General features: G+C 64.2%; 11 protein-coding genes and 1 pseudogene. 2 read left to right on the top strand and 10 right to left on the bottom strand.

Translation table 11 applies throughout. The features are described from left to right. A pseudogene (locus NF876_RS28015) lies at positions 1-253 on the top strand (IS630 family transposase); the annotation flags it as partial. Positions 254-323: 70 nt separating this feature from the next. Here the strand turns inward: NF876_RS28015 and NF876_RS28010 are convergent. The 5 genes from NF876_RS28010 to NF876_RS27990 form a co-directional block, all read right to left on the bottom strand. Continuing rightward, on the bottom strand, positions 324-1,259 hold the full coding sequence (locus NF876_RS28010; protein ID WP_262271639.1) for a sugar-binding protein: 936 nt from the start codon (positions 1,257-1,259) through the stop codon (positions 324-326). A 118-nt stretch (positions 1,260-1,377) separates the two neighbouring features. After that, positions 1,378-2,427, bottom strand: coding sequence for an ABC transporter permease (locus NF876_RS28005; protein ID WP_262271636.1), 1,050 nt, complete (start codon positions 2,425-2,427; stop codon positions 1,378-1,380). After that, positions 2,427-3,167, bottom strand: coding sequence for an ATP-binding cassette domain-containing protein (locus NF876_RS28000; protein WP_262271635.1), 741 nt, complete (start codon positions 3,165-3,167; stop codon positions 2,427-2,429). The genes NF876_RS28005 and NF876_RS28000 overlap by 1 nt, the downstream gene beginning before the upstream one ends. Before the next feature lie 144 nt (positions 3,168-3,311). Further along, positions 3,312-4,154, bottom strand: coding sequence for an amidohydrolase family protein (locus tag NF876_RS27995; RefSeq protein ID WP_262271634.1), 843 nt, complete (start codon positions 4,152-4,154; stop codon positions 3,312-3,314). Positions 4,155-4,159: 5 nt separating this feature from the next. Beyond that, positions 4,160-5,173, bottom strand: a complete 1,014-nt coding sequence (locus tag NF876_RS27990) for an aldo/keto reductase (RefSeq protein WP_262271633.1) — start codon at positions 5,171-5,173, stop codon at positions 4,160-4,162. A 332-nt stretch (positions 5,174-5,505) separates the two neighbouring features. On the opposite strand from NF876_RS27990, the gene NF876_RS27985 reads away from it, so the two are divergent. Further along, entirely contained in the window at positions 5,506-6,198 is a 693-nt protein-coding gene (locus tag NF876_RS27985) for a FadR/GntR family transcriptional regulator (protein ID WP_262271632.1), read from the top strand. A gap of 269 nt (positions 6,199-6,467) precedes the next feature. Here NF876_RS27985 and NF876_RS27980 read toward each other — a convergent pair whose 3' ends face one another. The 5 genes from NF876_RS27980 to NF876_RS27960 form a co-directional block, all read right to left on the bottom strand. Then, positions 6,468-8,024, bottom strand: coding sequence for a polysaccharide lyase family 7 protein (locus NF876_RS27980; protein ID WP_262271631.1), 1,557 nt, complete (start codon positions 8,022-8,024; stop codon positions 6,468-6,470). Between the two features lie 726 nt (positions 8,025-8,750). Continuing rightward, a complete protein-coding gene (locus NF876_RS27975) occupies positions 8,751-8,984 on the bottom strand; it encodes a hypothetical protein (RefSeq protein WP_262271630.1) in 234 nt (77 codons plus the stop codon). A 499-nt stretch (positions 8,985-9,483) separates the two neighbouring features. Further along, entirely contained in the window at positions 9,484-9,729 is a 246-nt protein-coding gene (locus NF876_RS27970) for a hypothetical protein (RefSeq protein WP_262271629.1), read from the bottom strand. Positions 9,730-9,905: 176 nt separating this feature from the next. Then, complete coding sequence (locus NF876_RS27965) at positions 9,906-11,588, bottom strand: methyl-accepting chemotaxis protein (RefSeq protein WP_262271628.1); 1,683 nt, start codon at positions 11,586-11,588, stop codon at positions 9,906-9,908. A 407-nt stretch (positions 11,589-11,995) separates the two neighbouring features. Then, the gene (locus NF876_RS27960) at positions 11,996-12,934 is read right to left on the bottom strand and encodes a dihydrodipicolinate synthase family protein (protein WP_262271627.1); all 939 of its coding nucleotides are present in this window, start codon (positions 12,932-12,934) and stop codon (positions 11,996-11,998) included. Positions 12,935-12,961 lie beyond the last annotated feature (27 nt).

Below are 12,961 nucleotides of genomic sequence, written 5' to 3'. Positions count from 1 at the left end.
TCCGCGCTTCCACCTGCACTTCACCCCGACTTCGGCTTCGTGGCTCAACCTGGTCGAGCGCTTCTTCGCCCTGATCACGCAGGAGCGCATCCGGCGGGGCGCCTTCACGAGCGTGCCCGATCTGGAGAGCGCGATCATGGACGACCTGGAGCACCACAATGCCGACCCTCGCCCCTTTGTCTGGACCGCCCCGGCCTCAGCGATCCTGGAAAAGGTCGCCCGTGCGAAACAAGCGTTAGAGTCACAACACTAGCGTGCAAAAGAAGAGCCCTGGAGAGGGAAACCTCTCCAGGGCTGGATTCGACGCGGAGTAAGACGTCGGCTCACTTCAGCATGGACGCGACATTGTCCTTCGTCACGCGGTCGATACCGGCATAGATGATGTCCTGGACCTTCTCGCCCTTCTTCAGCTGCAGAAGGATGTCCATGGCCTTCTCGCCCATCTCGTACGGACGCTGGCCGACCAGCGCGTTGGCATAGCCGTCGCGCAGCAGCTCGAGCTGGACCTTCAGGGTGTCCGCCACCACGAGCGAGAACTTGCCCTGGCTCATGGCTTCCTTGTTCTTGTTCACGAAGCTCTTGTAGGCCTCGGGGACGAACATCGGCCAGCCGCCCACCGGCACGATGGCGGCGAGATCCGGATTGGCGGTCTTGAGGTCCTGCATCTGCTGGACGGCGAGCGCCAGGTCATCGTTGCAATACGTGGGAGAGCCGGAGACTTCCGTCCACTTGGATCCCTTCAGGGCATCGCGCACACCCTCGACGCGTTCCTTCAGGTTGGCGGCCGCCGGACCGCCGGACACCATGGCGTACTTTCCGCCTTCCGGGCGCAGCTTCAGGAGCTCCTCTCCGAGAGCGCGCCCCATGGCGCGGTTGTCGGTGCCCACATGCGCCTGGCGGGCGGAGTTCGGCGCGTCGGCGTCGAACGTGATGACCGGAATGCCGGCATCGCGCGCAGACTTGATCACGCGCACCGCAGCCGCCGCATCGGACACCGAGATGGCGATCCCGTCGACCTTCTGGCTGATCAGATCCTGGATGATCTGAGCCTGACTTGCCGGCTCATGCTCGACCGGACCCTTATAGATGCATTCCACGTTCCCCAGCTCCTTCGCACGCTTCATGCATCCGTCGCGGGAGAGATCGAAATAGGGGTTGTTCATCGCCTTCGGCACGATGGCGAACTTGTAGGTCTGCTGCGCCATGGCCGGCGCTGTGAGCGCCGCGGCGGCGACCGCGGCAAGGATCAGGCGTTTCATCATGTCTTCCTCCTGGTTGATTGTCCGCCCCATGCCCGGGGTCTGGTGACCGGCTTCTCGCGGCCGGTTTCTAGCATCCGCTTTCGAGGCAAGGCAGCTTGCCTCAGACAACGGGATCTCAGGTCGTCATGCGCAGGGTCCGCAGGCGGTCGACCAGGACCGCCAGGATGATGATCCCGCCCACGAGCACGATCTGCCAATATGCGTTGATTCCGGCGAGCACGAGCCCGTTGCGGATCACCTCGATGAGAAGGGCGCCGATGACCGCTCCTGCCGGGCCACCGATGCCGCCGTTGAGGTTCGCGCCGCCGATGACGGCCGCCGCGATGATGGTCAGTTCGTAGCCGGTCGCCAGATTGGCCGGAGCGGAGCCGAGCCATCCCACCATCAGGATGCCGGCAAATCCTGCGGACAGCGCCGACAGCACGTAGACGGCGATCTTCACCCGTTCGACCGCGATGCCGGTGAGCGCCGCGGCCTTCTCGTTGCCGCCCAGCGCGAAGATGTGCCGCCCGAAGGCCGTGTGGTGAAGAACGACGCCGATGATCACCGCGAGAACGATCAGATAGATGATGGCGACCGGAACGCCCGCGATGTTGCCGTCGGTGATGTCGTAGAAGAGGTTCACGTCCGGTCCGGTCGGAGCCTGTCCACGTCCCTCGGTGACCGCATAGGCGAGGCCCCGGACGATCGAGAGCATGCCGAGGGTGGTCACGAAGGGCGAGAGCCCGACCCGGGCGATGAGCAGCCCGTTCGCCAGGCCGATCAGCAGCGCGACGCCGAGGCCGGCGGCGAGCGAGACCAGCATGCCGGCCAGCGGAATGCCGTCGAGAGCGGTACCGCTCAACGCCTGCATGACGATGGCGCAGGTGATCGCCGACAGGGCCATGGTGGAGCCGACCGAGAGATCGATCCCGCCCGTGACGATCACCAGGGTGACCCCGAGCGTCACGATGCCGACGAAGGAGAAGTTCTTGGCCACGTTGGCCAGGTTGCCGGGGCTGAGGAAGGCCGAGCTCAGGAACGACATCACGATCATGATGACCACGAGGGCCCCCGCCACATAGGCGGTCTGGCTCGCGAAGAAGCCGCGCCGCCACCAGCGGGCCCGGCCCACATTCGAGAAGTCGCTCGTGTCGGAATTGGTGGCTGGAGAGAGTTCGCTCATCACGCCGCTTCCTTCGCGCCGGTGATCAGCGCCGTGACTTCCTCGGGGCTCGACTGGCTGATCGGCTTGTCCGCCACCTTGGTCCCGCGCCGCATGACGACCACCCGTTCGCAGACCGAGAATACGTCAGGCATGCGGTGCGAGATCAGGATCACGGCAATGCCCGCATCCTTCAGCCGGCGGATGAGATCGAGAACCTCGGCCACCTGGCGGACGGAGATCGCCGCGGTCGGCTCGTCCATGAGGATCAGCTTGGCTTTGGCAAGCCTCGTGCGGGCGATGGCGACCGCCTGCCTCTGCCCGCCCGACATGGCGCGGACCACGTCGTCCGGGCGCGTCTCGGACTTGAGCTCGCGGAAGAGGGCTGCCGTCCGCTGGTTCATGGTCGCGTGGTCGAGGAACGAGAACGGCCCGACCTTGCGTTTCAGCTCGCGGCCGAGAAACACGTTCGCGGCGGCCGTCAGATTGTCCGCCAGGGCGAGGTCCTGATAGACCACCTCGATGCCGACCGAGCGGGCATCGACCGGTCTGGTGAAGTGAACCTCCTGATCCTCGAACAGGACTCTGCCGTGGGAGGGCGGGAAGTTGCCCGCAATGATCTTCACCAGGGTCGATTTGCCGGCGCCGTTGTCTCCCATGAGGCCGACGACTTCGCCGGGCTTGATGGTGAGATTCACATGGGACAGAGCCCGAATGGCGCCGAATTCCTTTCCGACGTCTTGCAGGACGAGGAGTGACAAGAGCGTTCCTCCCTCAAACTTCAGGCCTTTGCCTGTGCGGCGTCTTCGCGCCATTGCCGATCTAAGCACGGGGGGCCGTGCGGTGTCATCTGCACCTTTGGTGAAAAGGGTGCCGGCTTGTTCGGTCTCTTCCGGTGCCCGGCATCATGCCGCCCTCTCGTTCTGCCTCGGATCGAGCTTGTAGAAGCGGGCTGCATTCAGGCCGAACACCTGGTCATGATGGCGGGCCGGCACGAGATCATGGCACATGGCGAGCCATCCCTCGTAGGTGCCGGCGAGCCGGAGCACCGGCCAGTCGCTGCCCCAGATGAGGCGCTCGGGACCGAACAGGTCGAGGAGAGTCTCGACATAAGGTCCGATGCTCGACAGGTCGCGCCGACCCCCGGCCTCCGTGAGAAGGCCCGAGAGCTTGCAATGAACCCGGGGGAGGGCGGCCAGCTCAGCCATCGGACCACGCCACGAATGGATCTCTCCGGTCGCGATGCGGGGTTTCGCTCCATGGTCGATCACGATCGGGAGATCCGGGTGTCGCCTGGCAAACGCCGTCAGACCCTTCAGATGCTGCGGCATCACCAGCGCATCGAACCGCAGGTCCGCCTCCTTCATGGCGTCGATGGCCGGGTCGAGCCGCGGGTCATCGATCCAATCGTCGTCGGCGAGGTCCTGCAGCATCGGCCGCAGGCTCTTCAGCCGCGGATGAGCCGAGAGGCGCGCCACGTGACGAGCGGCATCGGGAGCCTTGAGGTCGACCCAGCCCACGACGCCCAGGATGAAAGAATGCCGATCCGCCAGATCCAGCATGAAGTCGGTGTCGTCCATCGTCGGAAGCGACTGAACCAGGACCGTGCCGGCGATGCCGCAGGCCATCAGGGTCGGCTCCAGGTCCTGCGGCCCGAAATCACGATGGATGTCAGCCAGTTCCGGCGGCGGCCACTGGCCTTCCCGGTTGCGCATCAGCCAGAAATGCTGGTGGGCGTCGATGCGCATGGAGCTCATCCGCCTTCGCCAGGCAGGGGGGCGGCGTCGTCTATCAGGCCGCGCCTGCGAAGGGCGGTCCAGAGCTCGTCAGGGATCGTGGCCTCGAACCATGCCACGTTCGTCTGAAGCTGCCCGGCGTCGCGGGCTCCGGTCACGCAGGAGACGACGGCCGGATGAGCCATGGGAAAGTGAAGGGCGGCCGCCGGGAGAGGCACGTCGAACTCGTCGCAGACGGCCTTCAAGGCCTGGACGCGCTCCACCACCTCGGGCGGCGCATCCTGGTAGTCGAACTTGTTGTTGCCGACGAGGATGCCCGAATTGAACGGGCCGGCGATGACGATCGCGGTTCCTGCGTGGGCACAGGCCTCCATCAATGGGAGACTCATCTGCTCCAGCAATGTGTAGCGGCCCGCAAGCATGACGACATCGAGATCCGCCTCCTGCATCGCGTCCTGAACCACCTCCGCCTCGTTGACGCCGAGACCGATGGCCGTGACGGCTCCGTCGCGGCGGAGTTCCTGAAGCGCGCGGAACCCGCCGCCTGCGGTGAGCTGGCGCCAGTAATGCTCATGCCGTTCGCCATGAGTGTAGGGACCGATGTCGTGAATGTAGAGGATGTCGATCCCGACGACGCCCAGCCGCTGCTGGCTGTGCTCGAAGGATTTCAGAATGCCGTCATAGGTGTAGTCGTAGGTCGGGCGGAACGGGAGGGGCCGGACCCAGCCGTTCTCCTCCTTGCTCACGCTATTGTCGGGCACCATCAGGCGCCCGGCCTTCGTGCTGACGACGTAGCCGTCCCGCTCGTGATCGCTCAGCAGAGCGCCCAGCCGTCGCTCGGCCCGCGTATAGCCGTAATAGGGAGCGGTGTCGAAGTAGCGGATGCCGCAAGCCCATGCGGCCTCGGTTGCCGCCTGGGCTTCCGCAAAGCGGGTGTGGCTGTAGAGCCCTCCCATCGGGGCGGTCCCGAGACCGAGCGCCGTGAGAGACAAATCGCGGCGGGGCAGGGGGCGGCGGTCGGAAGCCCTCATGGGACAGCCCCGATCCGAGCGCGTCCCGGATCCGCAGCCCGTCGCGCTGTTCGGGACTTCACCGGCGTGCTGGTGCAATGGCGGAGAACGGCCCGTACGCCTCGCATGAATCCTCCCTCTGCAAGAGGGCTCTGTTGGCTGCAGAGCTCTCTGTCCGCCCTAATTGGTCAGGCCAGATTGGTTGCAATAGGAATAGGGCCGGGAGGAATATTTGGTCAAGTTAAAAGGTTTCGGCAGAATTGTGTCAGTTCGGCCTTATTGTCAGCGACCGGAGCGTGAACTATGGTCAGGCCAGTTTTACATTTCCCTCCTGTCCGGAGGGCTCCGCGCCAATGTCGATCCCATCCAAGACCCTTGAGCCGAGGCGCCTTTACCAGCAGATCGCCGAACAGATCCGCGGCCTGATCCAGTCCGGCCATTTCCCGCCGGGAGCCCGCCTCCCGGCCGAACGGGATCTGGCCCATCACCTGGGCGTATCGCGTCCTTCGCTCAGGGAGGCCCTCATCGCGCTCGAGATCGACGGCAGCGTTGAAATCCGCTCGGGATCCGGCGTCTATGTCTGCACACCTTTGGAACGCGCCGCGAGCATGATGAACTCGATGGGCGAGAGCCCGTCGGAACTCATGCAGGCGCGGGCTGCCATCGAGGGAACGGTCGTGGCTCTCGCCTGTGCGCGCATGACCCCTGAGGGGCTGGCGTCCCTCCGGGCGACGCTCGAGGCGATGCGGGCCGACATCGCGGATGGCCGCGATCCGCTCGAGCAGGATCGCCAGTTCCATCTCGCCATTGCGGCCCTGTGCGGCAATTCCGTTCTCATGCGCATCGTCCGCGGCCTGTTCGACGAGCGTCACAGCCCGATTTCCGCTCAGCTCAGCGTCCGGTTCGAAAGCCGGGAAGGCTGGCACACCGCGCTCCTGGAGCACGAAGCGATCTACGCGGCGCTGGAGGCTTCGGATCCCCTCCTGGCACAGGCGGCGATGCGGATTCATCTCGATGCGTCGACGAAGCGCTGGCTCGAGGATTGAGACGGACAGGACGGGCCCATCCGTGATCGGGTCGCGCAAAAGAAGCGGCTTCGGTCCATGCCGAAGCCGCTTCTGAACGCCCAGGCAGCTTGCCTAGAGCATCGGACGGGAAAAGTGGACCCACTTTGGGATCCATCCGATGCTTTCTTCTTGAATGAGAGCATCGGTCAGAACGGACCCAGCGGGCCGCGCCAGCGAAAACCGGATCCACTTTTCACTGGCGTGGCCCTTCGGGTCGCTGACGCGGCCCTCTGGGTCCGCACGATGCGCTAGATGATGATGAAGTCGGCTGCCGAGAGTTTGGCGAGGTTTTCGAGCACCGCGAACTTCACCGCGACCGTCGAACCCGTGCCGTCCGCGTCATAGGAGAGCACGCCCGTCTTGTCGTCGTAGATGATGCGGTCGCTCGCATCCAGCGCCTTCGTGCCGATGACGAAGCTGCTCGAGGCGAGTGCCCCGTACTTGAGGGTCGTGAACGCCGAGTCGTTGAGGCGGATCGTGTCGTCGGCGACATTGAAGTCGACGATCACGTCCACATTGGTGCCTCCTGGCTTGGTATCGAACGTGAAGGTGTCCTTGCCGGCGCCGCCGATCAGCACGTCACTGCCGTTCTTGGCCCAAATCTTGTCGTCGCCACCCTTGCCGTCGATCACGTCGTTGCCGGACGTTCCCGTCAGGCTGTTGGCGCCGCTCGTGCCGTTGATCGTCTTCGTCGTGGTCGGGCGCGGCGCCGGAGTGGGGTTCGGCTCGGACGCATCGGCCACCTGGAGGGTTACGGTTCCGGTGTCGGTATCGCCGTCGACGTCCTTGACCTTGTAGCTGAAGCTGTCCGAGCCATGGAATCCGGCCTTCGGCGTGTAGACGAACGAGCCGTCGGCACTCAGCTTCACGCTGCCGCCTTGAGCCGTGGCGAAGGTTCCGGCAAGCGCAGCCTTGCCGCCGTCGGCCGCCACGTCGTTGGCGAGCACGCCCTGGGCGGCGGAGACGGTCAGAGCCCTGTCTTCGTTCGCAGCATACCTGTCGCTCGTCGCGACGAGCGCATGGTCGCCGGCGTCAGGCGTGGGGTTCGGCGTCGGGGTCGGCTGCGTCGGCGAGGTGACGACCCCGTTGTGGTTGAAGCTCAGGGCATAGAACGAAGTCTGGCCATAGCCTGAGCCATTCGTCTCGTTGGCGCCAAGATAAGCGCCGGCCTTGAAGTAGAACGTGTCGGACTGCCACACGCTGTTGATCTTGCTGACCGACTTGTAGACCTGGCCGTCGGCGAAGATCGTCACCTCGAGATCGTCGCCCTTGGCGTTGATCGTGTAGGAGAAGCGCTCGTCCAGGGACACGCTCGGCTGCTGGCCCGAAGCATTCACGAAATAGAACTTCGTCTCGGCGTTGCCGGAGCCGGCCTGATCGTTGGCGAAATAGACCTTGCCGTTCTCCCAATAGAGGCGGACGAGTTCGTCGTTCTGGCCATGGATCTGGCCGACGACGATCTTGCCGCCCACGCCGTCGCGGTTGGGCGCGGCATCGACCTCGAGGGTCGCGCTCATGAACCCGCCGGTCTTGAGGTTCCAGGCGGCCGTTGCGGTGCCGTTCATCTCGCGCAATTCCGAGCGGGAATAGGACGACCCGCTGGTGGTCGCTCCCTCGACGGGAGCCACGAAGGTCATCGCTCCGTCGGCGGCCGTGTAGAAATACTTGGAGTGCTGGTAGCCCGAGAGGTTCTTGACTTCCATGGCGGTACCGCTGAACCCGCCGTTCGAGTCCACAGGAAGGGTGATTTTCCAATTAGACAGGTCAAAGTTGCCGCTTGGCGCGACAGAAGAGTTCAAAGCCATGATGTATGCCCCAAAATTGAACGAGCCCCTTTGACGAGGCTTCTGAATAAGTTTTGTGCAGTTCTCTTGAGAACTAGCGAGGATTATGCCGGAAGAAAACGCACGATACGTACAGGTGGGAATGAACGTGGCTATAGACGCTCACAATACTGCGGACCCCGATGTCTATAGCTCGATATCCGCTGCGGATGTTTTGATAACCGAATAAGGCAACATCGTGGCCTATCAGGAAAATCTGAGTTCCCTGGTAAGGATTCTGTCTTCTCCGAGGGTCCAAGGAGCGCGGGAGGATTATATGCCTGGTTTTACGGCGACGTGGCTCCTTGCGTGAAAAGGGGGAGTGCAGGAACGACAATGGAGGTCGTAGTGCAGCGCCTGTTGCCTAAGGCATCGGACCCAAAAGTGGACTTGCACTTTTGGGATTCATCCGAGGCTCCTTCTCTTGACCGGCGCATCGGATGGGGCGGACCCGCAGGGCCGCGTCAGCGAATACCGGGTCCACTTTTCGCTGGCGCGGCCCTTCGGGTCACTGGCGTGGCCCTTCGGGTCGCTGACGCGGCCCTCCGGGTCCGTCCGATGCGCTAGGCCGTCGCAAAGAAAGAGCGCCGGGTCGATTGGCGCTCTAGGGAGGCCGCCGCTGCGGCCAGAGGGAGGACCGTGCCAGCCAGGCACCTGAGAAGGCTGCGCCCAAAAGGTAAACGGCTGGTTACGAAACACGCGCGAAGGCTAATCTTTCAAGAGGTCCTCGGGCCGTTCGACGTCTCGCAGACCCGCGCTCTCGGCAGGCGCGTACCCGAACCGCTCCGTGAGGGACTCGAACGAGCCCTTCGGGTCATGTCCACTCTGCACGCCATGGCAGACGGCGAAATACTCGATCACCGCATTCTGTTCGGCTCCGGAGGGCGAGGCCAAGTTGAGGAGAGCCACCTTCCAGTGTCCCTTGCCATTGTCCCTTGCCAATGTCCCTCGTCACCTTGCCATATGGCGGACGGCCTCGCTTTCGAGCAGAAATAGTAACCCGTCGACACCTCGCCGCCTGATCGGGGGCGGCGCTTGTCATAGCGGCCGTTCGGGTGATGAGAGGTCCATTCCCTGGAGATCACCTTGAACAGGGCGCCATTCCCGTTGGAGCCGACCATGTCGCGGCTCTCGATGCTGAACCAGGCGCAATGGTCCATCCGGCACCGGCCCTGCATCAACTCGGCCGAATGCGCGGCCCCGGCCGCCAGGAGACCAGCGACGCCGGCGGTGAAGGCAAATCTCATGGAACCTCATCGGCAGTGTTCTGGCCCGTCAATGGAGGACAAGCAGCCAGCCAACCAGAGCCACGGGAGCAATGATGCCGAGAACGAAGGAAACAGCATCGCGGGCCATAAAAACCTCCTGCCAATTTCCCTACCGTAAACTCTTGAGACGCCGGCCGCGGTGCGCTTGAGCACGCGATAGACCGAGGCGGGGATCAGGAGCTCGAACCATCCGGCGTCTCCGGCTCAGGCGGCGCGCCGGAAGGCTTGCTCTCGTCGGCCTGGGGATCGTTCCGGGCCTTGCGCTTCTTGCCCAGCCACCTGAACAGCATCCATCCCAGGCCCGAGCTGAGCGCTGCGATCACCACGAGGCCGGAGCTCGGATAATCGCGGAAGTTGACGCGCTTCGTGCCGTTCAACTCTTCCAGTTCGTCGTCCGGCTGTTCGTCTGACTCGGGCATGAGAGGTCTCGAAGGAGTTCCCTCCCATATATGTCTCATGGCTTTCGTTTCCATCGCATTCTTTTGGCAAATGCCTGATGGGATCTGATCCGGGAGGGGCCTGTCCGGGCGTGCCCAAAGAAAAAGCCCGGCTCTGTTGGAGCCGGGCGGGATGTGGGAGGTGGAATCAGGCGGTCTCAGGCGGCCTTCACGCCCGAGAGGAAGGCTGTCACCTCCTGGCCCAGATCGTGGGAATGGCGTGCAAGCTCGCGGGCCGCGCCCAACACCTGGCCGGCTGCCGTGCTCGTCTCGCCGGCGCCTTGGTGCACGTCCGCGATGCTGCCGGTCACGGCTTCCGTGCCGCGTGCGGCTTCCTGCACGTTGCGGGCGATCTCGGCGGTGGCCGCGCCCTGCTCCTCCATGGCGGCGGCGATCGAGGTCGAGATCTGGCTCATCTCGGTGATCGTGCGCGCAATCTCCTGGATCGCCGCCACCGTCTGGCCGGTCGCCTGCTGGACCGAGGCGATCTGCTGCGAGATCTCCTCGGTGGCCTTGGCGGTCTGCGTCGCCAGATCCTTCACCTCCGAGGCCACGACCGCGAAGCCCTTGCCGGCTTCGCCCGCGCGCGCCGCCTCGATGGTGGCGTTGAGCGCCAGCAGGTTGGTCTGGCCCGCGATGGTGTTGATCAGCTGCACCACGTTGCCGATCTTCTCGGCCGAGGCTGCGAGCTCCTGCACGGTGGCGCTGGTGCGCTGGGTGCCGGCCACCGCCTTCTCGGCCACCGCCGAGGACTGCGCCACCTGGCTGGCGATCTCACGGATCGAGATCGACAGCTCCTCGGTGGCGGCCGCCACCGTCTGCACGTTCGACGAGGTCTGCTGCACGGCGGCGGCAACGCCGACCGATTGCTGGGTCGTCTGGCTCGCGACCGCGGTCATGGACCCTGCCGTGGCCTCCATCTCGGTGGCGGCCGAGGACAGGCCCTGCGTCAGGGCCGAGACGTTCATCTCGAAGCGCTTCGTCAGCTGGTCGAGCAGCTCGGCGCGGCGGGACTTCGCGTCGGCCTCAAGGGCTGTTGCCTCATCGGCCCGCTGTTTGGCGATCAGGGCATCCTTGAACACCTGCACGGACCCTGCCATGACGCCGATCTCGTCCCGGCGGGAGGTTCCCTCGATCGTCACGGAAAGATCGCCGCCGGCGAGCGCACCCATGTTCGCCACGAGCTTCTGAATCGGCCTGGAAATGCTGCGGCCAAGGCCGAAGGCGATCAGCATGAGAAAAGCCGCCGCTCCGCCGACGAGCGCCAGAAACAGGTTGCGATAGGATGCGGCCGTCGCCGCCAGGTCGTCGATATAGACGCCGCTGCCGATCACCCAGCCCCATTTGTCGAAGTTGGCCGCATAGGTGAGCTTCGGGAGCGGTTCCGGCTGGTTCGGTTTGGGGAAGAGATAGGCCACGAAGCCGCCGCCGGCCCGGCCCGCTTGCCCGATCTCCTTGAAGAACGCGACGCCATTCGCGTCCTTCACGGCCGAGTTGTCCTTGCCTTCCACGTTCTTGTTGAAGGGATGCATCAGCATCACCGTCTGGTAATCCTGGATGAAGAAGTATTCCGAGCCTCCATACCGCAGGATGCGCAGCGTCTCGGAGGCACGCTTCTTCGCCTCGTCCTCGGACATCTCGCCCCGCTTCGCGCGGGCATCGAAGTCAGCCACAATGCTGACGGCAGATTCCACGAGATGTTTGAGCTCGGTCTTCTTCTGCTCGGTCAGAATGGTGGAGATCGTGACGGAGCCGAAGATCGCGAGCGCAACCAAGGCTACGATTCCCGCCGCGATGCCGGCATAGAACCGGCCGGCCACGCCGGTGAGTGAACGCGTCAACTTGTGTCGAAGGGTAGAATTCTTATCAGACATTTTTCTTTGTGGACCTGCCCGCATCGCCACGGGGGGCGCGTGCCCCCACGACACGCTCTACCAGGCGCGCCAAAGTCTGTGAGAGTTGTCCCGGCCGTCAATAGGTGGAAACACTTAGCGTTTTCTGCGGCTTTGTTATCCGTTCTTTAACCCGGTTGACCCGGTCTCGTCGAACAGCGGAATATTTGCCTCCGATGGAAAGAAAAAGCCGCGGATCCCTCGAATCCGCGGCCCGTTATACTTTCGGCGGTGGTGGCGTCATGTCTCTCTAGAGCATCGGACGTGAAAAGTGGACCCACTTTTGGGATCGATCCGATGCTCAACCCCTTAAGCGGCGCATCGTTCGGCGCGGCCCTCTGGGTCCGTCCGATGCGCTAGCGGCCCCAGCGGAGCACGACCGGATCGACGCGGCGGGCGACCTCGATCAGGCCCTTGCGGGTCTCCGGATGCAGGGGTTGCAGCGGATGGCGGACCGCCTCCGACCGAATGACGCCGCCCTCCTTCATGAGCACCTTGGCGGCCAGCAATCCGCACTGCCGGTTTTCGTAATTGATCAGCGGAAGCCAGCGCTCGTAAGCGGCCGCGGCCTCTTCCTTGTTGCCCGCCATATAGGGGTCGATGATCTTGCGGATCCCGTCCGGATAGGCGCCGCCGGTCATCGCCCCCGTGGCGCCGGCATCGAGATCGGCCATGAGGGTGATCGCTTCCTCGCCGTCCCAGGGACCTTCGATGGCGTCTCCTCCGAGGGCGATGAGATCCCGCAGCTTGGATGCGGTGCCGGGCACCTCGATCTTGAAGTAGGAGACGTTCGCGATCTCCTTAGCCATGCGGGCGAGGAAGGGTGCCGACAGGGACGTGCCCGCCATGGGAGCATCCTGAATCATGATCGGGATGCCGATGGCGTCCGAAACCCTGCGGAAGAACTCGTAGATCCCGGGCTCGGACACCCGCAGGGTCGCGCCGAAGAAAGGCGGCATGATCATCACCATGGCGGCGCCCGCAGCCTCCGCCCGCTGGCAGCGCTCGACGCAGATGTCGGTCGAGAAATGGCTGGTGGTGACGATGACCGGGACGCGGCCGGCGACATGGTCCAGCACCGTCGTCATCACGGTCTCGCGTTCGCTGTCGGTCAGAACGAACTGCTCGGAGAAGTTCGCCAGGATGCAGAGGCCGTCGGAGCCCGCTTCGATCATGAAGTCGATGGCGCGCTTCTGGCCTTCGAGGTCGAGCCTGCCGTCGTCATCGAAGATGGTGGGGGCCACCGGGAATACGCCGCGGTGCGGGCGCGTGGAAGTCTTGCCGGTCGAGGACATGTTTTCTCCCTTCAATGTGGTCGGCGT

The sequence above is a fragment of the Microvirga yunnanensis genome (assembly GCF_025460875.1).
Note: the sequence above shows the minus strand (reverse complement) of the source record. Positions and strands in the feature narration are given on the sequence as shown.

Excerpts from the sequence above, each read along its gene's own strand:
- NF876_RS27995 (WP_262271634.1), bottom strand. The coding sequence starts at position 4,154 with ATGCGCATCGACGCCCACCAGCATTTCTGGCTGATGCGCAACCGGGAA.
- NF876_RS28005 (WP_262271636.1), bottom strand. The coding sequence starts at position 2,427 with ATGAGCGAACTCTCTCCAGCCACCAATTCCGACACGAGCGACTTCTCG.
- NF876_RS27985 (WP_262271632.1), top strand. The coding sequence starts at position 5,506 with ATGTCGATCCCATCCAAGACCCTTGAGCCGAGGCGCCTTTACCAGCAG.
- NF876_RS27960 (WP_262271627.1), bottom strand. The coding sequence starts at position 12,934 with ATGTCCTCGACCGGCAAGACTTCCACGCGCCCGCACCGCGGCGTATTC.
- NF876_RS27990 (WP_262271633.1), bottom strand. The coding sequence starts at position 5,173 with ATGAGGGCTTCCGACCGCCGCCCCCTGCCCCGCCGCGATTTGTCTCTC.
- NF876_RS28010 (WP_262271639.1), bottom strand. The coding sequence starts at position 1,259 with ATGAAACGCCTGATCCTTGCCGCGGTCGCCGCCGCGGCGCTCACAGCG.
- NF876_RS27980 (WP_262271631.1), bottom strand. The coding sequence starts at position 8,024 with ATGGCTTTGAACTCTTCTGTCGCGCCAAGCGGCAACTTTGACCTGTCT.
- NF876_RS27970 (WP_262271629.1), bottom strand. The coding sequence starts at position 9,729 with ATGCCCGAGTCAGACGAACAGCCGGACGACGAACTGGAAGAGTTGAAC.